The sequence below is a fragment of the Acinetobacter sp. YH12105 genome (assembly GCF_013419095.1).
Lineage (GTDB): Bacteria > Pseudomonadota > Gammaproteobacteria > Pseudomonadales > Moraxellaceae > Acinetobacter > Acinetobacter pseudolwoffii.
Window position 1 is genome coordinate 121,916 of the sequence record NZ_VPAU01000003.1, and the last position, 23,566, is coordinate 145,481.

General features: G+C 43.2%; 16 protein-coding genes. 12 read left to right on the forward strand and 4 right to left on the reverse strand.

Annotated features, from left to right (window positions below; translation table 11 throughout):
• Positions 1-9 precede the first annotated feature (9 nt).
• The 6 genes from FTU44_RS04030 to FTU44_RS04055 all read left to right on the forward strand — a co-directional run bounded on the left by FTU44_RS04030 (position 10) and on the right by FTU44_RS04055 (position 7,909).
• Positions 10-603: a LysE family translocator gene (locus FTU44_RS04030; protein ID WP_100329137.1), complete on the forward strand. Its 594-nt coding sequence runs from the start codon at positions 10-12 to the stop codon at positions 601-603.
• Between the two features lie 123 nt (positions 604-726).
• Positions 727-1,296, forward strand: coding sequence for a dCTP deaminase (gene dcd / locus FTU44_RS04035; RefSeq protein ID WP_004280726.1), 570 nt, complete (start codon positions 727-729; stop codon positions 1,294-1,296).
• Positions 1,297-1,530: 234 nt separating this feature from the next.
• Positions 1,531-3,552, forward strand: coding sequence for a hypothetical protein (locus FTU44_RS04040; protein WP_159138282.1), 2,022 nt, complete (start codon positions 1,531-1,533; stop codon positions 3,550-3,552).
• A gap of 12 nt (positions 3,553-3,564) precedes the next feature.
• Positions 3,565-4,287: a hypothetical protein gene (locus FTU44_RS04045; RefSeq protein WP_180049562.1), complete on the forward strand. Its 723-nt coding sequence runs from the start codon at positions 3,565-3,567 to the stop codon at positions 4,285-4,287.
• A 33-nt stretch (positions 4,288-4,320) separates the two neighbouring features.
• Positions 4,321-6,606, forward strand: coding sequence for a DUF6160 family protein (locus FTU44_RS04050; RefSeq protein ID WP_180049564.1), 2,286 nt, complete (start codon positions 4,321-4,323; stop codon positions 6,604-6,606).
• 16 nt (positions 6,607-6,622) lie between these two features.
• The gene (locus tag FTU44_RS04055; protein WP_159516130.1) at positions 6,623-7,909 is read left to right on the forward strand and encodes a hypothetical protein; all 1,287 of its coding nucleotides are present in this window, start codon (positions 6,623-6,625) and stop codon (positions 7,907-7,909) included.
• Positions 7,910-7,966: 57 nt separating this feature from the next.
• Here the strand turns inward: FTU44_RS04055 and FTU44_RS04060 are convergent, their stop codons facing one another.
• The 4 genes from FTU44_RS04060 to FTU44_RS04075 form a co-directional block, all read right to left on the reverse strand.
• Entirely contained in the window at positions 7,967-9,682 is a 1,716-nt protein-coding gene (locus FTU44_RS04060; RefSeq protein ID WP_159138278.1) for a proline--tRNA ligase, read from the reverse strand.
• Between the two features lie 96 nt (positions 9,683-9,778).
• Positions 9,779-12,886: an efflux RND transporter permease subunit gene (locus FTU44_RS04065; protein WP_180049566.1), complete on the reverse strand. Its 3,108-nt coding sequence runs from the start codon at positions 12,884-12,886 to the stop codon at positions 9,779-9,781.
• A 24-nt stretch (positions 12,887-12,910) separates the two neighbouring features.
• Positions 12,911-14,038, reverse strand: a complete 1,128-nt coding sequence (locus FTU44_RS04070) for an efflux RND transporter periplasmic adaptor subunit (RefSeq protein ID WP_180049568.1) — start codon at positions 14,036-14,038, stop codon at positions 12,911-12,913.
• Between the two features lie 51 nt (positions 14,039-14,089).
• Positions 14,090-14,737, reverse strand: a complete 648-nt coding sequence (locus tag FTU44_RS04075; protein WP_180049570.1) for a hypothetical protein — start codon at positions 14,735-14,737, stop codon at positions 14,090-14,092.
• 287 nt (positions 14,738-15,024) lie between these two features.
• Here FTU44_RS04075 and pilG point away from each other — a divergent pair, with 287 nt between their 5' ends.
• The 6 genes from pilG (at position 15,025) to FTU44_RS04105 (ending at position 23,542) form a co-directional block, all read left to right on the forward strand.
• Positions 15,025-15,408 (forward strand): twitching motility response regulator PilG, encoded by a 384-nt coding sequence (gene pilG / locus FTU44_RS04080; protein ID WP_005097851.1) that lies wholly within the window; start codon positions 15,025-15,027, stop codon positions 15,406-15,408.
• A 28-nt stretch (positions 15,409-15,436) separates the two neighbouring features.
• The gene (locus FTU44_RS04085) at positions 15,437-15,805 is read left to right on the forward strand and encodes a response regulator (RefSeq protein ID WP_005097847.1); all 369 of its coding nucleotides are present in this window, start codon (positions 15,437-15,439) and stop codon (positions 15,803-15,805) included.
• A gap of 5 nt (positions 15,806-15,810) precedes the next feature.
• Complete coding sequence (locus tag FTU44_RS04090) at positions 15,811-16,347, forward strand: chemotaxis protein CheW (protein WP_180049572.1); 537 nt, start codon at positions 15,811-15,813, stop codon at positions 16,345-16,347.
• Between the two features lie 46 nt (positions 16,348-16,393).
• Positions 16,394-18,466, forward strand: coding sequence for a methyl-accepting chemotaxis protein (locus FTU44_RS04095; protein WP_005169698.1), 2,073 nt, complete (start codon positions 16,394-16,396; stop codon positions 18,464-18,466).
• A gap of 168 nt (positions 18,467-18,634) precedes the next feature.
• Positions 18,635-23,080 (forward strand): Hpt domain-containing protein, encoded by a 4,446-nt coding sequence (locus tag FTU44_RS04100; RefSeq protein ID WP_180049574.1) that lies wholly within the window; start codon positions 18,635-18,637, stop codon positions 23,078-23,080.
• A gap of 3 nt (positions 23,081-23,083) precedes the next feature.
• Positions 23,084-23,542, forward strand: a complete 459-nt coding sequence (locus FTU44_RS04105) for a hypothetical protein (protein WP_074383437.1) — start codon at positions 23,084-23,086, stop codon at positions 23,540-23,542.
• Positions 23,543-23,566: the final 24 nt, after the last annotated feature.

A 23,566-nucleotide genomic window follows, 5' to 3' on the forward strand; every position in this document is an offset into this window, starting at 1 on the left:
GGTCAAACTATGATTTCATGGTTTTTTATTGGTTTAGTGGCAACCATTCTTTTAACACCAGGCCCAACCAATACCTTATTGGCATCTTCAGGCATACAGGTCGGATTTAAAAAAACATTTCGTTTAATTCCTGCTGAAGCCTTTGGCTATCTGATTGCCATTAGCTTTTGGGGCATTCTGATCGGAAAAATTTCCGTTCATCTTCCGCTTTTGCCGACCATTCTCAAGCTGTTTAGTGCCGGCTATATCCTTTTTCTGGCTGTGAAATTATGGCGCACGGCAGAACTCAGTGAAAATTTTGAAAATGTCTCGATTCGTGCACGAGAACTATTTCTGGCAACCTTGTTAAATCCTAAAGCACTTTTATTTGCTTCAGCGATCTTTCCGGTGATTGTCTGGAAAAGCAGTCAGCACTATGTGACTCATATGTTAGTATTCCTGGTTTTGCTGATTCCGATTGCATTCTTCTGGACTTTCCTCGGCTCAATACTGGCCAGAAAAAACAGTCGCTGGCTCAATCAAAAAAACCTGCAAAAAACCGCATCACTGGTGTTAATGAGCTTTTCGATTCCTTTAAGCTATTCTGCACTTTTAAGTTTATAAGCTGATATCTATCAGCAATTTTTTATCCACTGTGGCTGCAAGCGCTTCACTTATTTTCATTGGGGGCAATTTCAGTTAAAGTACGTCGCAATAACTTGTTCTTAAGATTTTTGGATTATATCAATGGCAATTAAGTCTGATCGTTGGATTCGCGAAATGAGCGAAAAACACGGCATGATTGAACCGTATGCAGAAAACCAGGTACGTTTGGATGAAAATGGTCAAAAGCTGATTTCGTATGGCGTATCGAGCTATGGTTATGACGTGCGTTGTGCACGGGAATTTAAAGTATTTACCAATGTGCATTCTGCAATTGTCGATCCGAAGAACTTTGATGAACGCAGCTTTATTGATATTGAATCGGATGTTTGTATTATTCCACCGAACTCATTTGCATTGGCCCGTACCATCGAGTATTTCCGTATTCCACGTAATGTACTGACGGTTTGCCTGGGCAAGTCGACTTATGCGCGTTGCGGTATCATTGTCAACGTCACTCCGCTTGAGCCAGAGTGGGAAGGTCATGTAACTTTAGAGTTCTCAAATACCACCAACCTTCCTGCGCGTATTTATGCAGGGGAAGGTGTCGCACAAATGCTATTTTTTGAGTCTGATGAAGTGTGTGAAACGTCATATAAAGATCGTGGCGGAAAATATCAAGGCCAAACTGGCGTTACTTTGCCGAAGACCTAAGCAGTTTAAAATATTGAATAACGGGACTATATGTCCCGTTTATTTTTTTGAGATTTTCATTCATCGGAAACTCAGGTTTTTACTTCAATTGACTTTGGCATCTGTATTAAAAGTCAGCATAATAGATTCCGAATAACCATAAAAAAGATGCAATGCATCATAAAAAACAAAATGTAGCGGCTGGGAAGCTGAAACATAAAGATGCGGAGCATCGGATAAAAAGGAAAGAGTGAGATGACTCAGATAAAAGATCTATTTAAATTTCGCAAAAATTATTTAGCAATGACAATTGGTTTAATCCTGTTGCCTTCTGCGCATGCGATGCAGGAATTATCAGATTCTTCTCTTTCTGACACCACGGGTGAGGGGGTTGCGCTCGTACTTGATGATTTTAAAATGGTGTTTCAAGGCCCTAAAGATATTTCTGCTGGTTCCAGTTATGCCAGAGGTATTGAAAATCCGGGACAGGCGGATACGGGTTTTATTCGCATTATTCCAACTGGTGAAAACTATGAAAAGCTAGGGGAGCGTTTATACGATAAAGTTTATAGCAATACTTACCATAATGCTTATCTAGCTGAACGTGCGAGAATCTATAACCATGTATATGGAGATACGTATGCATCAAGCCGAGATGCTTATATTACAGACAATCGTACCCGCGTAGCGAGTGAAATTACAGCTGAATATGCTGCTAGCTATCGTGGTAGTCTAGTCCAACAATATCTCGATTCACCAATTATGAAACAGTATTATGATCAGCGTTATGCTGATTATTATAATGGTAGTTCAGCTGGCTTGAATTTTGTAAATGATGGTACAACAAAAGAGTCAATTACCCCATGGTTAACTGATCGGTCGAAAGCAGCTGCACTTAAAAATACTCTGGAAATGATTGAATTGTTATACGGAAATAATTATGCAGCGAATCTTCCAAATTCACCTTTTTACCAAAGTTTTAAACAGCAGTTTCCAAGCTATGTTCGTGCAAATGTCATTAAAAATACAGTAGATAGTCAGCTTGCAGCCAAGACCACTGAAATGCTAAATCAGTTGGCTGCAGATTATGCGAAAGAACAGGCAACAACAGCCAGTAATACCGTGCATGATGAAGTTGTACGAAATGCAATAAATATGGCAAAAGCTGCTGCACAAAATGCCAATATTGGAAGCCTGCGTACCAAGGCAGATGTTTTCATTTATGGTCTGGCATTATCAAAAAGTGATGACTCGCTGAGCACGCGATACAGTAATCAGGGTTTTAGTTGGGGATCTGCAGATAATCCTTGGTTATTCCGGGCAGGAACTGAAAGCGTCAAACAGTTTAAGGACGCTGCTAAAGATGTAGGCTATATTGCTCTAGAAGCGCCTCTTGCCAAGATTGCTCCAGATGAAAGTGATAATAATATTAAATTGGGGTTTTGGAGTGATATTTTTGCACGTGAGCTTAATTCCTCTAATGTTGTCGATCCTATAACAGGTGGGCCCACTTCAGGGCTTGATACAAATTACCGATTAAGAACGCAATTTGTTGCCAATGGTCTCAGTTTAAATGGTTCGCAAGTTCGGTTATTCCAAACCTTGGAATCGGATAATAAGGACTATAATCAAACTTTAGGAATGGCAAGTATCGTTCGTTTAAATACCAATGATCGGCCAGAAACTCTAAGCAGTAGCGATAGCAATCTTAACAGTAAAGGTATTCGTCTAAGTACCGCAGCAAAAACAGATGCACTTGATGGTAATGTCCCGACCCCAGCCTTAAACGGAAGTGCTGCTCCCATATTTCATGATTCTGAGGGTTTATATTTATATAGTCCAAATATTAACCTGGTGCTCGGTAATATGTATCAGCCTTTTGTGGTCGGTTCAGAAGGCAATAATATTATTTTAGAAGTGACACGTATTCCAAATATTCCTGCTATCTATAATCAAATTTATCAGAATTATGGGGGTGGACTAGGAGAATCTGATTTAAAAGGTTCAACCTGTAATGTCTATAGTTGTGGTACGCCGATTAAAAATAATGCTTCAGATGCGACCGTGCTTTATCAAGGCCGTAACGCCACTCACAGTAGTATTTCAATAGGGACTACAGAGCGTATCCCAGGAACAAATTTGCTGCGCGCCAAAGATGGCCCCAACTCCACGGGAGTCGTATTCAAGAGTACTGATGGTATAAGTAAGAATTTTGGGTCTGCAGTCATTGATGGCGTACTGATTCAGCATTTAAAAATTAGAACAACTGGTCTGTAAGGGAGTATAAAAATGTCCAAATTATTGACCCTCTGCGCATTGATATGTACCTCTATGCTCAGTCAAGCCGGATTGGAAGTCCTTAATCAGCAAGAGTTAACTGAGACAGTAGGACAGGGCGGAGCAGACCTTAACTGGACTTTATCCTTAAATCATATTTACGCCACAGATTTAACCAAAGATACAATTTCTCGACTTGATGGAAATGATAATCCACTAGAAGTATTTTATGTTTTAGATCCGACAACATGTGGTGCAACAAAACAGTTTTGCCGTTTGGCAATAGCCCCAAATAATCATGTCGATGCCAATGGGAATAAAAAATGGTTAGTATTTAAAGGTATTCAGGGCACGATTCAGATTGACAAGTTTTCTATCGATGGAACAACCATCATTAATCATCGTAATGAACCGCAAACAGCGATGAAAGTCAGCTTTTATGATGACAAACCTTTGAAAATCAGAAACTTGGGTTTCAGTACAGTGTCGATTGAAACGGGTACAGGGGGTGGTGCACTAGAAGGTTATGCCAATACAGGTACTTATGACACTTATACAGCACGCACCTATAATACCGAAGACGGTTTTTCTACCTCGACACAAGATGTGCCTTCATTTGATAAGGGGGCCGAAAAAGGTTTTATGGGATTGAATGTTCATGGAAATCTGCATATGTCCGGTAATTTGAAAATATTTGGTTATAACTGTACAGGTGGGGCACAAAGTCGTTGTTAATCGCAGCGTCAAGTACAGCATAAGGATATAAAAATGAAAAAAACAACAATAAAGTTGAAGTTACTAACGGTATGCATGTGTCTTATACAGCAAGCTTATGCACTTGAAACCATTGAAGAGCAGGAATTGAGCGAAGTCACTGGACAAGATGGTATGGTGATTACTCATGAAATTTCTAAAGCCAACATTGCTCAAGTCAATTGGTATGATCCCAATCCAACTGCCAGTACTAAAATGGGTTTAGGTCTACATAATGTTGAAATTATTGGAAAAGATAATAAGCCAATTATTAGTCAACTTGAAATAGATGTAGGTGCTACTTCACAAGGGGCAGGACTTCGGCTTGCTGCAAGTGTTTCACCATTTCAAGCCACTGCAGATTTAAAACTGGTAAAGACAGCCTGTACGACCAATCCATGTAGCCAGTCTGCGAATAGTATTCGGACTGCTGGCGTACAATCTAGTCAAAGTCTAGGTGCATTAGGGATTAGTACCTCTACGCCGCTTAGTGTTCTATTACAAACTACTGCAGGTTTATTTAATAAAGAGGCAATTGCCAGTATTGACTTTCAACTTAAAAATGCCACCATTAGTCATAAATTAGGTGAAAATAGCCTGATTTTAAATGACTTTAACTTTAATTTTGCGGGTCAGGGCTATATGTACATTGACCCCAATGAAGGTGTTGTACTCACTACCCGAAATGGCAATCAAGACCATTACGTGGATTTAAAACGTGTTGAAGATACCACTGATATTGCTATTGGCCGGGTTAATCCGACCAATCCTGGCGTTAATATTGACTTGCGTTATAACACGCCAAATAACGAACGTAAAAATATTATGCGTCTTGGGGCTTCAGGTGCGGTGACCAATGCCAGATTATCCATGAATGCCGATCAAACCCAGATTGGTACTTTTGATGTAAGTAACAAGTTAAATGGTGTTTTACAGCGTCAAGACAAAACTGCAGCAGGATATAGCGATCTGGTGGGTGAAGGGGGGTTGCATCTGGGCTTATCTGCCGACTTTACTGGTGCTGCTAGTGGTCACCCAAGCAACATCGCGCCTACCGTGCTTGAAATTGGTCATACTGGCCATGGAAGCTATGCAGTCCAATTCTCCAATATTAGGCCCCTGACAACACGGAATGCTGATGAAAATTTACATGGTAAAAATGCCTATATCGATTTTGGTGATATTTATATAAATACTATTACGGCTAAAAGTCTCGATTTTATCATCAATGAAAATATGCGAAAAACCTTGGGGCATAGTAGTGATGTACTGAAACAGACACTGAGTACAGCAGGAGATGGAGAGGATTTTGCTTTTATTGCAGTACGAGGAATGGACTTTCAGGCAATTGCTGCGAAAGCACGTTTTATTTCAGATAATTCCTTGACAGAACTTGGTGGGGATGGCGGTTCATGGGGAATCGGTATTCCTATTTATAATTTAAATGCCAATGTCGCGTTGTCTGGAACAACTTATGGAACAGATAATAAGCAGGCAATTGCTTATAACATCATGGCCTCTACTGAAGGATACGGGGTCGACAAGAAAACCGGTTTGCCAAGTACAACTTCAATTATATTGATTGATGGTCAGGACGGTGTACAGGGTGAAGCTGTTAACTATTATGCAGGCTTTAGAAATATCGATGCTTTAATTAAATCTGAAGGGATTATTGGCTATGAAGATGAAGGGATTTATATTCGTGCCGATAAATTACTGATTGCAGCAAAAGCAGAGCTCGCAATGGGGCAATTACCAGGATCTAAATATAACTGTAGCACTGCATCAGTCAGTAAATGCGGAGGCTATGTGCCTCACGATAATTTTTCTAAACGTGATGATGTACTGACCAATATTGCCTTTAAGCTCGATGGAAATGGTGAGCTTCTGATTATTCCTGGGGTAGATCCAACCGCAAGTTCACCAGATACCAACTTTTTGTCATTTGATGCAAACTTTAAATTTAGGCCACTCACATCAGAAGAAAGTGCAGATAAAGCTAATCTGGGTAGCTACTTTAGTATCTCCAATGAAGATATTGATTTAACAACAGGAGCATTAAACGTTTCTTCGATCAACTTTAACCGGATGGAAGGTCATTTGGGTGTTAATGGGAAAGTTCGTGTCAGTGCTGATACCGTAACGTTGGATAATCAGGTCAAACTCAATTATGAAAATAATATCGCGACACCATTTAAAACCAATTTTGCGATGGCGACCAATGGCAATATGCAAAACATGGCAAGTATTGCACTGACTGGTGGCACTATTCGTAGCACGCTGGGAATCACACCACGCTAAATTCAGGATGAGAAAAATGAAAAAAATAATATTAAAGAGTCTAGTTGCGGCGATGGTGGGATTGAGTGGTCATGTATCTGCATTAACCTCATTAGAAGATCAGGAGCTTTCAAATATTAATGGACAAGCTTTATTGTCAATGGAGGTTCAGGCCGGATTTAACCAAGTTGATAATTTGGGAGAGGCATATGACCAGAGAAATATCTCATTTTATAAATTGGGTCTAGAAGCTGAAATGGAAATTAATGCCAATATTAAAAAACTGCAACTTGGTTGTGGAGGAATTAATGGTGCAACTGGTTGTGATATTGATATTGATCATATTTCCTTAAGTGGTAATTCTGCAAATGGAATGGATCGTGCTGCGACCTCTGCCTTGATTACTAATCCTTTTGTTCAATTTGCTATAAAAAATCCAAATCAGGCATCTACACGTGAAGTTTTGGGTTTCCGTTTAAGTGCAGAAAAGATTTCAGGTCTACTGACTATGGGTACAGAAAATACGGCCACACCAAATGGTATTAATAGTTTTAGTGGATATATGAAGACTAAAGAAGCCAAAGGAACAGCTGTAACTAATCCAAGAACAATGACCTATGCATCAACTGGCAATAAATATATTGAAGGTGCTGTTACGGGAACAATATTGGGGCAGGATCTGGAACTTCATTATAAATCGAATGATTATACTTTTAATTTAACAAGTACCAATGCGCCATTTGTGATTCCAGCCACTATAGTTTCAGGAACACGAATGAGTGAAGTTAAATTAAAGGGGACTGGTACAGTTGACAGAATTGATTTTAGTGGCCCATTAAAGGCCATTTTAAAGCCACTGGATTTATTTGAGCTTACACTGGATAAACAAATTACAGGCTATATGACAGGCCTTAGAACAGATATTACAGTGGATCAAGATCTTGGCTTAATCCATGCATTGTATTTGAATAACCCAGCATCTTTATCATTACAATCGCAAAAAATACTTTGGCCGGGTGCTGCCGTTGCTGCTAATCAAGGTTGGTGGATGGCAATCGAGGATGAGGTAAATCTTGGTGATATTAGTCCAAATAAAGGTGTGGATATTACTAATGCGGTATTAGCACAAACCATTGCAGGGATTAATCATGATTTAACATCAAAACCCAGAGCATGTGGAAGTCTTTTGAATTGTGTATTTGATGGAGCTTTAGATGTGAAAGAAATTAAAAACCCGGCACTTCTTGATTTTCCTTTGAAAAATTTAGAACTTAAAGGCCAGAACTTTCAACCGAACTGCTTCGGTGGACATAAATTCTGTTAAGTTAAAAAGAATAAAAAATCCCGCACTTGACGGGATTTTTTTATTAAGAAAGCAAAATTATTTCGCGATTTTAGCCAACAACTCTTCTTTGGAAATATTTACAGATTCAGCATCACGGCGACCTTTATATTCAAAAGTACCTGCATCCAAGCCTTTTTCACCAATCACAATACGATGTGGAATACCGGTCAACTCAAGGTCAGAAAATTTAACGCCTGGACGTTCGTTACGATCATCTAGAATTACGTCATAACCCGCAGCAGTGAGTTCAGCATAAAGCGCTTCAGCTGCTTCTACTGTGCGTGGTGATTTATGTGCATTCATCGGTACAATGGCCACTTCAAACGGGGCAATGGCAGTTGGCCAAATAATGCCTTTCTCGTCAAAGTTTTGTTCAATGGCAGACGCAACCACACGTGTTACCCCAATACCATAGCAACCCATGGTCACAGTGAATGGTTTGCCATCTTCACCCAAGACTTTACAGCCCAATGCTTCAGAGTATTTCTGACCCAACTGGAAGATATGACCCACTTCGATACCACGTTTGATTTGCAGTGTACCTTTGCCATCTGGAGAAGGGTCACCTTCAACTACATTACGCAAGTCATAAACTTCAGTGAACTGTGCATCACGTTCCCAGTTTATGCCGGTTGCATGCTTGTCAGCTGTATTAGCACCTGCAACAAAGTCAGACAATACTGATGCTGCACGGTCAACAATGACGGTGACACCTTTTTCAACCAGACCTTGTGGGCCTACAAAACCAGCTGTCAAGCCAAGTGCTGCGATTTGCTCTTCGGTTGCAAAAGTGAGTGGAGCTGCAATTTGTGCATGCTTCTCGGCTTTAATTTCATTCAGTTCGTGATCGCCACGAAGGAATAAAGCAACCACAGGAACAGAACCATCCTCTTTTGCAATGCCTTGAACAAGCAATGCTTTTACTGAGTGAGCTGGATCCGTGCCCAAGAAGGCAGATACATCCGCAATGGTTTTTTGATTTGGCGTATCAACCAGTTTAAGTTCTTGAGTTGGTGCCGCACGTTCGCCGACCAGAACGGCTTCAGCCATTTCAATATTGGCGGCGTAGTCTGATTCGGTCGAAAATGCGATATCATCTTCACCGCTTGAAGCCAGTACATGGAATTCGTGTGAACCTGAACCACCAATCGAACCGGTATCTGCTTGAACCGGACGGAAATCTAAACCAAGACGAGTAAAGATTTTGCAGTAGGCTGCATACATGTCGTCGTAGGTTTGTTGCAATGATTCCTGATTGGCATGGAAAGAGTAGGCATCTTTCATGATGAATTCACGTGAACGCATTACCCCAAAACGCGGACGAATTTCGTCACGGAATTTGGTTTGCACCTGATAGAAGTTGGCAGGGAGCTGCTTATAACTTTTTAGTTCATTGCGTGCTAAATCAGTGATGACTTCTTCATGGGTTGGACCCAGTACAAACGGGTTACCGTGGCGGTCATTGAAACGTAACAGTTCAGGACCGTATTGTACATAACGACCTGATTCTTCCCATAAAGACGCAGGTTGAGTCACCGGCATATAGACCTGAAGTGAACCGACCTTGTCCATTTCTTCGCGAACGATCGCTTCAACTTTATTTAATACGCGAACGCCCATCGGCAGCCAGGTGTACAGACCTGAAGCCAACTTACGAATCATACCGGCACGAAGCATCAACTGATGGGAAATAACCTCAGCATCGTTCGGGGTTTCTCTTAACGTTGCAAATAAAAAGCGACTCGCGCGCATGGAAACTGTCCTAAAAAATTAAGCGTTAAAGCAGAGATTATACAATAAAAAATGAGATGAGCATTTGGGAATGTCACCTCATTGTGTTGCATTAAATTATGCCATGATTTTACGCATCTGACGCAGCATAAAATTCTTAAAGTCATCCAGGTAAGTAAAGATCACGGGGACAACCACCAAAGTGAGCAGGGTTGAGGTGATCACCCCGCCAATCACGGCATGGGCCATCGGCGCACTTTGTTCACCGCCTTCACCCAGCCCTAAGGATAAGGGCACCATACCCATGACCATGGCGCTGGTGGTCATTAAAATGGGACGCAGTCGGGTTTTCCCCGCGGCAATAATCGCATCATAACGCTCTTCACCGCGATCCATGGCTTTTTTAATAAAGTCGATCAGCAGAATCGCATTCTTGGTCACCAGTCCCATTAGCATGATAATCCCGATAATCGAAAACAGGTTCATGGTGGAATTAAACAGGAACAGCGCCAGGAACACACCAATCAAGGATAATGGCAAGGAGGCCATAATCGCCGCAGGATGGATAAAGCTATTAAACTGTGAACCCAGCACAATGTAGATAAACACAATCGACAGGGTGATGGCGGTCAGGGCATAGCCTGCGGATTCTGCCATATCGGCATTTGAACCTTGGGTATCAAAGCTATAACCTGGCGGCATATCAAAATTGGCTTGTAGCCGGCTGATATCCGTGCCGATATCTCCTGTAGGACGACCAGCGGTATTGGCTTCTATCAGAACTTCACGTGCCAGATCACGGCGGTTAATTTGTGAAGCACCGAGTTTTTCTTCAAACTTGGCCACACTCGAAAGTGGAATCAGAATCGGCTGATGATTGGCATCGGTTTTATTTGAAGTGATATACATGTTCTGTAAATCACGTGGCAAGCTGCGCTGGTCTTCCGTCAGGCGCAAATTCACATCATAAGTTTCGCCTTTTTCATCCTGCCAGGTGGTGACATCATCACCGGCAATCAGTGGACGAACCACATTGGCAATCTGATTCACGGATAATCCTAAATCACTGGCCAAGACACGATTGATCTGCACGCCGAGTGTCGGCTTGGGTTCTTTCAGTGAGGTTTCCAAATCGACAATACCGTCAATCTTGGCAATCTCTGTTATAAAACGATCGGAAATTTTTTGCAGTTCATCCAGATCGGGGCCTTTGATCGAGATCATAATTGGCTTTTGACCACCCGAAACGGTTTCATCGGCAGATGCAACCGAGGTAATACTGATCCCGGCAACCGATTGCAGGCGTTGTCGAAACTCATTGTTGAGCTCGGTCAGGCTTTTTTCGCGTTCGATCCGTGGTGTCACGGTCACTCGCAGGCTGACGTGGTTTTTACCACGGTCAGTTACACCATTAATCACGCCATAAGTTGCTTTAACATCAGGGTGTTGACGGATAATATGATCGACTTGTTGCAGTTTGGCTTGTGAGTATTCAAGCGAAGAATCTACCGGTGTTTCAAACTTAATGCGGATTTCGCCTTTGTCAGGAACCGGTACAAATTCGGTGCCAATCAGTTTCGATAATCCCAAGGCACCAAATAATGAAGCTACGGCAATCATTAAGGTAATGAATCTGAAGCGCAGCGCCAGTTTGAGCAGCTTTTCATAGACATGGCTTAAATTGTCCAGCTTGCCAGAAATCCAGCTAAAGAAACGTTTCACCCGTCCGGGTCTTTTATTTGGATCTTTTTTCTTTTCGGCCCAATGTGCAGAAAGCATCGGATCTAAAGTAAAACTAACAAACATCGAAATCAGCACAGCCACACTAACTGTAACCCCGAACTGATAAAAGAAACGACCAATAATCCCGCCCATAAAGGCCACCGGCAGAAATACGGCGACAATGGTCAGGGTAGTGGCCAGAACAGCTAAACCAATTTCTTTGGTGCCATCCAGTGCGGCAGTCACATGATCTTTACCCATGTCGGCATGCCGGACAATATTCTCACGGACCACAATCGCATCATCAATCAACAGGCCAATACTCAAGGATAGCGCCAGCAAGGTCATCATATTGATACTGAAGCCAAAGGCCCAGATGAAGGTCAAAGTACCTAATAAGGCGATCGGCAGGGTTAAACCGGTAATCACAGTGGAGCGAAATGAACCAAGGAATAGCAGAACAATCAGCACGGCAAGTACCGCACCTTCAATAATGGTGCGGGCTACATCGCCAATGGTGCCGCGGATACTTTTGGAAGAATCCACCACCACTTGCAAGGTCGTCCCCTGAGGAAGCTGGGTCTCGATATTTTCTAAAATTTTGTAAGTTCTATCGACGACCTCAATCACGTTAGAGTCCGAGCTACGCAGGATATCAATCGCAACTGCGGTTTTGCCATTTAAAAAGGCGGCAGATTCTAGTTCTGCCTGACTGTCTTGGATCTCTGCGACTTGTCTCAGGAAAATTGGTACGCCGTTTTTATTGGCGATGATGAGATCGCCGAAGGCCAGCGGATGCAGCACTTTGGAATTGATCTCAATCACCAGTTCTGAGTTGCCAGATTTGAGTGTGCCGCCTGGAACTTCAATATTTTCAGCCTTTAAGGTATTGATGACACTGTCTACACCAAGGCCAAAAGCTTGCAGTTTTTGCGGTTCTACCTGAATCCGGATCTGGCGCTGTGCATCGCCGAGTAAATTCACCGTTCCCACGCCAGCAACTGTGCGCAGTTGGGGTACAATCCGCTGATCCAGATAAGAACTGAGTGCTTTGATATCCATGTTATTGGATTCAAATACGATCGACATGACCGCATTTGCGGTTGGATCATAACGTTCGACAATCGGATCCTGAATTTCATCACGAAATTCAGCAGTCACAGAGGCAATTTTATCCCGCACATCCTGAGCGGCTGTGGTAGAAGGTACATCCAGATTAAACTCAGTGGTGATCATCGACAGGCCTTCACTGGACTGTGAAATCACCTGTTTTAAACCAGAAATGGTATTGATCTGATCTTCGAGTTTCTTGGTTATTTCTGACTCGACTGTTTCTGGAGAAGCACCCGGGTAATTGGTATACACCACCACAAAGGGAAAATCGACATCGGGAAATTCTTCAACGCCCATCCGCTGCCAGGAAGCCAGTCCCAATACCATCAGACAGAACATCATCATGATGGTGAAAACTGGATACTTCACACTAATTCGGGTAAACCACATGTCAATGATCCTGTGTGAGGCGCTTTAGTTCGAGCGAAGTGTGACAGTTTTTTGTAGATCGGCTTCGCTAAATTTAATTCGGCTGACCTGATCGGTGCTTTCCAATCCTTTGACCACTGCAATATTGTCGTTATAGCGCTGTTCCAGTATCTGCACATTGGCCTTGATAAGTTTATTCTGACGAATCACCCAGACATAGGGTTTGTTCTGGATATCTTGCAGCGTATCTAGGGGAATAATCTGCCCACTGATTTGGCGTGAACTCAAAATATTGCCTTCTACAAAGGAACCGATACTTAAAGAAGGAATCATTTCATTCGGTGTAGCAAAGAATTCGATCTGGCGACTGGCCTGATCGGCGATCGGGGAAATCCGGCTCATCACTGCAGTGAGCCGATTGGGATTGCCTTGAATGCTGTATTCGACTTGACTGCCTAGCCTTAAGTTTGATTGTAGGTCACTAGGCACGCGTGCCTGAATTTCCAGCTGTTTAGGATCAACAATTTCAAACAGGGTTTGTCCAATCGCCACGGTCTGGCCAGGTTCCACCTGACGCTGGGTAATCACGCCATTGATCGGACTGGTCATAGTTCCGTCACGATCTGCTTTCTCGGCAATATCGACATTGGCTTGCTGGGCACGTACATTTTCCAGCTGTGCCTGATAATCGACCTGACTCTGTTCATATTCTACTTTTGAGATAAAGCCCTGATCGAGCAGACGCTTTTTACGTTGCATCATGTTTCGAGCCTGATTGGCCTGAGCTTGAGTAGAGGCCAGATTGGCACGTGCCTGTGCCAGTCGGGCAGCATTGTCCTGATTGTTTAGCCGTACCAGCACCTGACCTTTGGAAACGGTCTGACCGACTTGGGCATTGACACTGGTGGCGGTGGCAGACACCTGTGCCTGAATGCTGCTTTGATTGACAGCCCGAATCGTGCCGGTAAACGCTGTTTTTTGAACTGAGTTGCCGGACTGTACTGCAATCAGGTCTTGAGGAATGACTTCAATGGATGTGGGTGTTTCGGCTTGCTGTACGGGTTCATTTTTATCACAAGCCACTAATAACATATTTAAGCAAAGTGCACTCATGATTAGGATAGAGCGCGGAGAAGGCATATTTAAACCATGAGCATGTGGTGCAGTTTGCATAAGAGTCCTTACAGCTTATTGTGGTTTAAAACCAAAACAAGCTATCTGTATTTATTCAAGTGCTTTTAAACGGGCGATAATTTTGTCGTATTCTGCTTCCAGATTTCGATAGCGACTTTGTAAAGATTGAATATTTTCTTTTTGGGAAATGAGATTTTTATGATTATTCTCAAGTGTGGTTTTCAGGTGTGCCGGTGGAGCCTTACCTTTACGTAAATATTCACGTTCTTGGCGTACAAACATCACTCGATCTTTTTGCAATTGCTTCATTTGTTCTTGCTGAAAATCAATTTGCTTTTTTAACTGTAGCAGACTGTCATTTTTTTTCTGTAAGGCGGTCTGACTATTGTTGTACGCTCGCTTCAGTCTATTGTCTTCAGCGATCCGCTTGGCCTGTTGAGCACGTTGGGGAGCCTGTCTGATATCGGCTTCGGCATTATAAGGACGAGCACGTTTAATGACCTGCATATTCTGGTCAAGCGCTTCATAACCGTAACGAATATGATTGGGCGTCACATTAGTGCTGATATTGGCCACGCCTTTACTATCATAATAGCGGTACCAAGTGGCCTTTGGCTGGATTTGGTTATTGTTGGCACAAGCTAAGGTCACCTGTAATAGTAACAGCACAGCAACAATGAATTGACCAGTCATTTTATTTTTATCAATGACAGCAAGTTTTTCTGAAAACTGACCCATCATTGGCTCCCTAAATTTAAAGTTGACTAAATTACTTATTTTAAAGTAATAATCTTGTTATATTAGACTTAAATTTACGAATTAAAAACTACCGTTAGTCAAAAAAAAAACATCGGCGTGGGTAAAATGTGAAGCTGTTGTTAAAAATAACTGATTTTGTCTACTTGTGTAGAAAATGTTCATTGATAATACAAGTGACTTTATGTTAAAAATGTTTATCGATCGTAATAAAATAATCCTATGAGCCTTATGGCATAATAGTTTCTAAAATGGGAAGGGTTAAACAAATGGACGATAAATTCCAAAATCTAAAAGTTATGGTTATTGATGACTCAAAGACCATTCGTCGTACCGCGGAAACTCTTCTTCAGCGCGAAGGTTATGAAGTGATTACTGCCGTCGACGGATTTGAAGCTTTGTCAAAAATTGCCGAAGCAAATCCAGATATCGTGTTTGTAGACATCATGATGCCGCGTCTAGATGGCTATCAAACTTGCGCGTTAATTAAAAATTCTCAGAATTACCAGAATATTCCTGTGATTATGCTATCAAGTAAAGATGGTTTATTTGATCAGGCCAAAGGTCGTGTTGTGGGTTCAGATGAATACCTGACCAAACCTTTTAGTAAAGATGAATTGCTGAACGCAATCCGTAACCATATTAGTGCTTAATATTTGATTTTTTTTTTGGGGAATTGGCATGGCACGTATCCTAATTGTGGATGACTCACCGACAGAAACTTTTCGCTTTAGAGAAATTCTTTCTAAACATGGCTTTGAGGTGATTGAAGCAGCCAATGGGGCCGATGGCGTCACCATGGCACAGGCTGAATTGCCTGATCTGGTCCTGATGGACGTTGTGATGCCGGGCGTAAACGGATTCCAGGCGACCCGTCAGATTGCGCGTGGGGCGACCACCAAACACATTCCAATTGTGATTGTCAGTACCAAAGATCAGGCCACTGACCGCGTGTGGGGCAAGCGTCAGGGTGCAGCAGACTATCTAACAAAACCAGTAGATGAAAAACAATTAATAGAAGTAATTAAGCAACACCTCAATGCAGGATAAGCTCTATGGCAGCAAATGGATTTATCGAATTGCTTCGCATTGCGAAACGGGGAAATAAAAACTACGTTTCCAATGACAATGAAGTGAACCGATGGTCGGGCATTGCTTTTGAGATGATGGGGCAATATTTTGTTGCTCCGCTGGGGGAAATATCAGAAGTGATTTATCCCCCAAAATATACGCCGGTACCCAAGACACAAGCATGGGTGTTGGGTCTGGCGAATATCCGGGGAAGATTGTTATCCGTTTCTGATCTCACTCAATACGTATCAGGGCATAGCAGTCAGTTTTCACCGACTCAAAAAGTATTGTGCATCAACCATAATGACCAGTATGTCGGTTTGGTCGTAGATCAAGTTTTGGGTATACAACATTTCAATAAGAAAAGTTTCTTTTCGAAGAAATCTGAATTAGATGAAAACTTACAAGAATACTGTCAAGGATTTTTTCATCAGCACAACCAGCAGTGGCATGTGTTCTTATTCAGTCGTCTGTTGCAAAATCCAAATTTTATGAACGCATCTATAAAATTTATAAATTAAATGTCGCGCACGAAAGTGATCAAGGCGTCAACCGGGGAGAGGCTGCATGGGCTTTAAACTTAAAAAGAAAAATACAGGTGAAAGCACTGGCCGCAAAGGCGGTAATGCTTTTTTCACTAAGATTCAATCGCAAATAGATCAATTATCACGTGTATTTGGTGATAGTGAAAAGTCAAAACCGCTGATCTATGGGGCAGCAGGCTGTCTTTTAGCCGCACTGATCACTTTATTATATCTTTTTTATAGTGTGCCACGTAGTAACGAACTCACTCAAAGTCTGGGTGATTTACGTCTCCTCTCGCAAACGATTTCGCGCCAAGCAACTGAAGCAACCGCTTCGGGTACACCGGAGTCAATGAAAAACCTAACTGACTCGCAAAAATCTTTTGCTGAGAACCTTGAAACAGTTAAAAATATTCATTCAGATAATGAGGCGCTACAAGCTGTTGATAAACAGTGGACAGAAGTTTCTAGCGGTATTGATCTGATTACCTCGCAACAAAAAATCATTAACCAGTTATACGACACCAACATTGCCATTGGTGAAGCAATTCCCGGGATTCAGGCGGAATATAACTTGATGGTTGACCAAATGGCGCGTCAAGATATGCCATCGAGCCAGGTGGTGATTGCCAAGAACCAGGTATTTATTGCAGAACGTATTTTACGTTCCATCAGTCTGGTATTGACGGGTAGTGATGGCTCTCGTGAATCGGCAGATGACTTTAGTGCCGATACCGAAACTTTCGGCTCTTATTTAAATGCACAATTGAATGGTTCTGTTGAACTGGGCGTACAGCGTATTGCTGATCCAGCAATGCGTGAATCTCTAGAAGGTATTAAGGCTGAATATGATGAAGTACTCGAATCAGCATCAGCAATTATTCTGAAGAACTCGACTGAAATTGTAAAAGTTCGTCAGGCCGCTGCATCTATTTTTGCCCAGTCTGATGTGCTTTTAGATAACCTGAACAAATTATCAGGTAACTCAGGTCTTAAAACCGTTATTCCAGCCATCCTGTTGATTGCCTTGTTACTTGGTTTCTTGCTTTGTGTATTCAAATTGCTTTCTTTGCGTGGTGTATCGGATAAGCAGCGTGTAGGCCGTTTACAAGAAGAATATGACCGTAACCAGAATGCGATTTTACGTTTACTGGATGAAATCGCCGATCTTGCAGATGGTGATTTACGTTCATACGCAACAGTATCGGAAGACTTTACCGGTGCGATTGCCGACTCGATTAACTTTGCAATCGACCAGTTACGTGACCTGGTATCGCGTATTACTGAAACTTCACAAGAAGTTGCGCAATATACCGCAACCACACAGGGCATTACCAACCAGTTGGCTGAAGCTTCTGAACATCAGGCTCAGGAAATTGCCGGTGCTTCTGCGGCAATTAACGAAATGGCCATGTCGATTGATCAGGTATCTGCCAACGCCGATGAATCTGCTGTGGTAGCAGACCGTTCGGTACAAATTGCTGCAAATGGTGCGGATGTCGTACAACGCTCGATTGAGGGGATGGACACGATTCGTGAACAGATTCAGGAAACCTCAAAACGTATTAAACGTCTGGGTGAATCTTCTCAGGAAATTGGTAACATCGTTGCCTTGATTAACGATATTGCCGACCAAACCAACATTTTGGCATTGAACGCAGCCATTCAGGCGTCGATGGCGGGTGAAGCCGGTCGTGGTTTCGCAGTTGTAGCCGATGAAGTACAGCGTCTTGCAGAGCGTTCTGCGTCTGCAACCAAGCAGATTGAAGGCCTGGTAAAAACCATTCAGACCGATACCAACGAAGCGGTTATTTCGATGGAGCAAACTACAGCCGAGGTTGTACGTGGTGCGAACTTGTCTAAAGATGCCGGTGTGGCACTGGATGAGATTCAAACCGTATCGAATAACCTGGCGAAACTGATTGCGAACATTTCCGATGCAGCGAAACTGCAGTCTGCATCTGCAGGTCATATTGCGACCACGATGAATGTCGTACAGGAAATTACTTCGCAAACCACCAGTGCCACCTTCGATACAGCACGTTCGGTATCTGAACTGGCAAATATGGCCGATGCATTACGTGAATCTGTAGCTGACTTTAAACTACCAGAATAAAGTTAGCGATGATGGGGAGAATGTGCCTTGATTACGATTGAGGCACATTCAAAAAATACAGATAAAGCCTCGACAAGATGTACTTAACCTCAAACATTAGGTATTGCGTGACGGTCACAATTAAGTTTGAGCGCCCTTCTTGGCGGCATAACGTAAGAAGCATAAGCTATGAAAGAAATATTAAAAAATTTAGTTGAAACGACAACGCTTCCTGAAGATAGTTATCTTGATCAAGATGCAGAAATTCTTGAAATTTTTGTTGAGGAAATCGAAGAAATCTTCGTTGAGTTAAATGCTTTATTTCCAGAATGGCTGGTCAATCCAGATCATCAGGAAAATCTGAAGACCATTCGCCGTCATTTTCATACCCTGAAAGGTTCAGGTCGTATGGTGGGTGCAAAATCGGCAGGGGAAATGGCCTGGGCAGTTGAAGATACCCTGAACCGGGTCTTGTCCGGTTCAATTCAGCTGACAGCGATGGTGCAAAAATTTGCCCAAGCGGTACTGAATGTCTATCAATATGCTTTATATCCAAAATTCAAACATGTACAGGAAATCGATCTCGACCTGCGTCCAATGCTGCTGTTGGGACAACAATTACAACAAAACCTTTCACCTGAACCTGCGCTAGAAGAATTATTAGCATTGGCCGATCATTTGACTGCCGAAGGTCAGACCACAGGGCTGGAAATTGCAGATCATGACCTAAGTGAATCTGCTGCTATTATCGAAACAGCGCCGGTAGAAGTAGCGGTTCGCACTGATATTGAAGAAACCGTGGCCATCTTCATTGAAGAAGCCGAAGAGCATCTGGAAACGATTGCCACCTTCCTGCGTACTGAAGATGAAAAATCACAAGATTATAATGCCCTGATTCGTGCCATTCATACCTTGCGTGGCAGTTCATCGATGGCGCAGATTGAACAGATTTTTGAAGCCAGCTCTAAAGTTGAACAGTTATTTAAGACCTTGTTACAAGATGAAATTGTCTCGACCTCAAAAGAAACAGCCTTACTGATTCAATATGCCGAATTTATCAGTGATTATGTGCATTTATTAGGTCAGGGGGATACCGAAAAACTAGATGCGGTCTATGCCACTTTTGAAGCAGTCTGGAGTGATTATGGCTTTGCGGTCATTGAATCAGATGCGGTTCAAACCCAAGGTCTGGTGTCCAAACTGGTTGAACTGGATATTGACCTGTTGCTCGATGCTGAGTTTGAATTCGATAAACGCGCACAAGTCGATTATCCGGAATATATCCAGGCACTGAGTCAACAGGCTGCAGAATTACTGGCGCATACTGATAGCCGCGCGGCCAAAGGAATTCATGAATTCACGGCAGATCTGAAATCGGCTTATGATGCCCTGCTTAAAAAGCCGGTGCTGTTAAACAGCAATTATGCTTATGAACTGTTTGCACAGGCACATCAGGAATTTATTCATTTATTTGATACCCTGGCCGCAGGACAGCGCGTCATTCTGAATGATGACATCCAAAAAACTTTAAGTGAACTGTCGGCATTTGTACAACAGGATCTTGAGATCTTTGCTGAAGAGACTGAAAAGTCAGGCGTTGAGGCGACCACAGATACTCTCCCAACGGCTGACACCTTAACCACAGGCAGCGTAGATTTCACTGCCTTGAGCCAGCGTATTGCAGCCGATCGTCAACAGTGCGAGAGTGCTGAAACCAACCGTGATTTCGATGAAGAATTGTTAGGTATCTTTCTGGAAGAAGCCGATGAATTGCTGGCAGGTATTGATGAAGATCTGAATACCTGGAGCAAAAAACAGGATGATACGACTTCACTGAACAATCTGATGCGTCATTTGCATACCTTAAAAGGTGGTGCAAACATGATTGCGGCTTCGCATATCGGTTTGATTGCCCATGAACTGGAAAGTATTTATGAACGGGTGATCCGTCAACAGATTGCCGTAACACCTGCTTTAATCCAGATTATCCGTTTGGTACAGGATAACGTGTCCGACCGTATTCAGTCCATTCGAGATGATGGCATTGATTATCCGGCGACAGAAGCGGTGGCAATTTTACAAAATATTCAGGCACTACTTTCTGGGCAAACGCTGGCTGCTGTTGAAAGCACAACCGCTGCATTTAACGTGACCGCGTTAGAGGCGCTATCAACTCCTGAAGTGCCATTCGAAGAATCAGTGGCGACAGAACAGCCTGCAACTGATCTGGCTGAAACAGAAAAATTAGTTGAAACCCCTGGATTTACTGAAAATCAAGTTGAACGCTCTGAAGAAGATGAGCTGAAATCAATCGTTGAAGAAACCTTCCTCGAAGAGTCTGAAGAAATTCTGGCCAATGCAGAGAAGCTGCTCAATCAATGGTTTGATCAGCGTAGTGACCGTAGTTTATTACTTCAGTTACAACGTGCTGCCCACAGTATTAAAGGTGGTGCACGCATGATTGAAACTGAAGAGGTGGCCAGCATTGCCTATGAACTGGAAACCACTTTCGAGCAGTTTGCAGTTTATCAATTTAACTCGAATGCCTATGATGGCTTATTGCAGAAAACACTGGCCTGGTTAAAACAGGCAATTTTCCAGCGCGACTATAGCGGTTTTGAGCAGCTTCAAAGCAGTCTGAAAAAGATTGCTTATGTGGACGTCACTGCGCAATTGCCTGAGCGTCTGGCAAAAACAGAACATCTGGTGGTCAGTACCGACTTTGGTTTTGTTGAGGGTGATGGTACTGAACCGCCACAGATGATGGGTGAGTGGGCGAATACAGGCAGTAGCGATAGCAATAACGAGATGATTCGTATCTCTGCTGATCTGGTCGAGAAGATGATTGACCTGTCGGGTGAGAACTCGATTAACCGTTCGCGGATCGAGATGGATCTGGGTCAGCTTGGCAATACCCTGAACGAGATGGAACTGGCGATCAAACGACTTGCCGACCAGTTGCGTCGAATGGAAGGCGAGCTGGAATCACAGATTATTGCCAAACATGGTTCAGAAAATTCGCGCTATGCCGACTTCGATCCGCTGGAAATGGACCAGTATTCATCGTTGAACCAGTTATCCAAATCTCTGGCAGAATCAGCATCGGATCTGGTCGATTTCAAGAGCACCTTGGCCGACAAGATTCGTGAAACTGAAGGTCTATTATTACAACAATCGCGTATTCAGGCCGAGATTCAGGAAAGCCTGATGCGTACCCGTCTGGTGCCGTTTGACCGGATGTTGCCGCGTTTACAACGTATTGTGCGTCAAACCTCAACCACCTTGAACCGTCCTGCCGAACTGATTGTGCAGAATACTGAAGGTGAATTGGATCGTAATATTCTGGAACGTCTGGTTACGCCATTTGAACATATGTTGCGTAATGCGATTGACCACGGTCTGGAAGATACCGCAGATCGTCTGGCATTGAACAAGCCGGAAGTGGGTTCTATTGTATTGAACATCAGCCGCCAAGGAACCGATGTCATCGTTTCTTTCAGTGATGATGGCAAGGGGATCGATGCGGAGAAAATTCGTGAGAAAGCCCTCAGTCTGGATCTGATCAAAGCCGACCAGCCGATTGATCAGGATGAAATACTACAATATATCTTCCATCCTGGTTTCACTACCGCAAAAGCAGTCACCCAGATTTCTGGTCGTGGCGTTGGTCTGGACGTGGTACAAAGTGAAATCAAGTTGCTCGGCGGTCATGTTTCGGTCAGCTCGGAACTGGGTAAGGGCACGGTCTTTACGATTCGCGTACCGACGACAGTGGCCGTCAGTGATGCCTTGATGGTGAAAGCGGGCGATCAGCAATATGCAATTTCTCTGGCGCAGATTGACCGAATCGTGCGGATTGCGCCGACCACATTGGAAACTTACTTTAACAGTAAAGATGATTACTTCAAGATTGATGGTGAAAACTACAAGCTGCGTTATCTGTCGGAATTTGTCGGTACTCAGCCGATTCCACGTCTGAATAATGTCGGTCATTCATTGCCGGTGCTTCTGATTAAGGGCAACAGTGGCCAAACCATTGCCTTGCTGGTCGATCAACTGGTGGGTTCACGTGCACAGATTGTGGTGAAACCGATTGGACAGCAGTTTGCCAACATCGGGGTAGTGGCGGGTGCTACGATTCTGGGTGATGGTCAGGTCTGTCTGATTCTCGATGGCCAGAATATTGCGCGTCAGATTCAGGCGACACAGCGTGTGAAACAGATGCATGATCAGCGTGATGGTTCGCGTCATTCTAACGCACGCCGTCTGGTGATGATTGTCGATGACTCGGTGACAGTACGTAAGGTAACTTCGCGTCTGCTTGAACGTCAGGGCTATGACATTGTGACCGCCAAAGATGGTGTAGATGCGATCGAGCAGCTAGAAAATGTCAGACCAGATCTGATGCTGCTGGATATCGAAATGCCACGTATGGATGGTTTTGAAGTCACCAACCTGGTTCGTCACCATGATATTCACCGTGACTTGCCGATTATCATGATTACGTCGCGTACTGGTGAGAAACATCGTGAACGTGCATTCAGTCTGGGCGTGACCCACTATATGGGTAAACCGTTCCAGGAAGCTGAACTGCTGGCCAATATTCAACAATTAATTGCCGAAAAACAGGGGTAATCGATGAGTCAGAGCAATTCGACGAGCAAGATGGCTGATCAGATTAGCCAGCAGGAACTTCAGCATCTGATTACGGTATCGACCGGATTTATTGATGCCTATATTATTGACTGTCATGGCAAAGATCCGATGTTATTGCCACAAAACATTGTGCTGTCAGCGCTGGACAGCAATACCCAGGTCAAGACAGTGGAATGGCATGAAGCACAATTGCCAGTCTATGCCATCAATGAGCCTTCACGTCAACATGGCGTGGCATTGGTGATTGAAGGTGATGAGATCAATCAGCGTTTTGCCCTAATGTGCAATGAAATGCCGAAAACCATCCGGATTCGTATTTCTGAAGTGGTCGATGTCGATCAGCCGGTGAATGACTCTGCAATTTTCCAATATGTACGAATGAATGAACAGCTGTTCCATATTCCGAATATGACGAATATTCAGGCTACAATCGGGCTGTAATGCAAACTATCAAATATAAAAAAG

Excerpts from the sequence above, each read along its gene's own strand:
- FTU44_RS04030 (WP_100329137.1), top strand. The coding sequence starts at position 10 with ATGATTTCATGGTTTTTTATTGGTTTAGTGGCAACCATTCTTTTAACA.
- dcd (WP_004280726.1), top strand. The coding sequence starts at position 727 with ATGGCAATTAAGTCTGATCGTTGGATTCGCGAAATGAGCGAAAAACAC.
- FTU44_RS04040 (WP_159138282.1), top strand. The coding sequence starts at position 1,531 with ATGACTCAGATAAAAGATCTATTTAAATTTCGCAAAAATTATTTAGCA.
- FTU44_RS04045 (WP_180049562.1), top strand. The coding sequence starts at position 3,565 with ATGTCCAAATTATTGACCCTCTGCGCATTGATATGTACCTCTATGCTC.
- FTU44_RS04050 (WP_180049564.1), top strand. The coding sequence starts at position 4,321 with ATGAAAAAAACAACAATAAAGTTGAAGTTACTAACGGTATGCATGTGT.
- FTU44_RS04055 (WP_159516130.1), top strand. The coding sequence starts at position 6,623 with ATGAAAAAAATAATATTAAAGAGTCTAGTTGCGGCGATGGTGGGATTG.
- FTU44_RS04060 (WP_159138278.1), bottom strand. The coding sequence starts at position 9,682 with ATGCGCGCGAGTCGCTTTTTATTTGCAACGTTAAGAGAAACCCCGAAC.
- FTU44_RS04065 (WP_180049566.1), bottom strand. The coding sequence starts at position 12,886 with ATGTGGTTTACCCGAATTAGTGTGAAGTATCCAGTTTTCACCATCATG.
- FTU44_RS04070 (WP_180049568.1), bottom strand. The coding sequence starts at position 14,038 with ATGCAAACTGCACCACATGCTCATGGTTTAAATATGCCTTCTCCGCGC.
- FTU44_RS04075 (WP_180049570.1), bottom strand. The coding sequence starts at position 14,737 with ATGGGTCAGTTTTCAGAAAAACTTGCTGTCATTGATAAAAATAAAATG.
- pilG (WP_005097851.1), top strand. The coding sequence starts at position 15,025 with ATGGACGATAAATTCCAAAATCTAAAAGTTATGGTTATTGATGACTCA.
- FTU44_RS04085 (WP_005097847.1), top strand. The coding sequence starts at position 15,437 with ATGGCACGTATCCTAATTGTGGATGACTCACCGACAGAAACTTTTCGC.
- FTU44_RS04090 (WP_180049572.1), top strand. The coding sequence starts at position 15,811 with ATGGCAGCAAATGGATTTATCGAATTGCTTCGCATTGCGAAACGGGGA.
- FTU44_RS04095 (WP_005169698.1), top strand. The coding sequence starts at position 16,394 with ATGGGCTTTAAACTTAAAAAGAAAAATACAGGTGAAAGCACTGGCCGC.
- FTU44_RS04100 (WP_180049574.1), top strand. The coding sequence starts at position 18,635 with ATGAAAGAAATATTAAAAAATTTAGTTGAAACGACAACGCTTCCTGAA.
- FTU44_RS04105 (WP_074383437.1), top strand. The coding sequence starts at position 23,084 with ATGAGTCAGAGCAATTCGACGAGCAAGATGGCTGATCAGATTAGCCAG.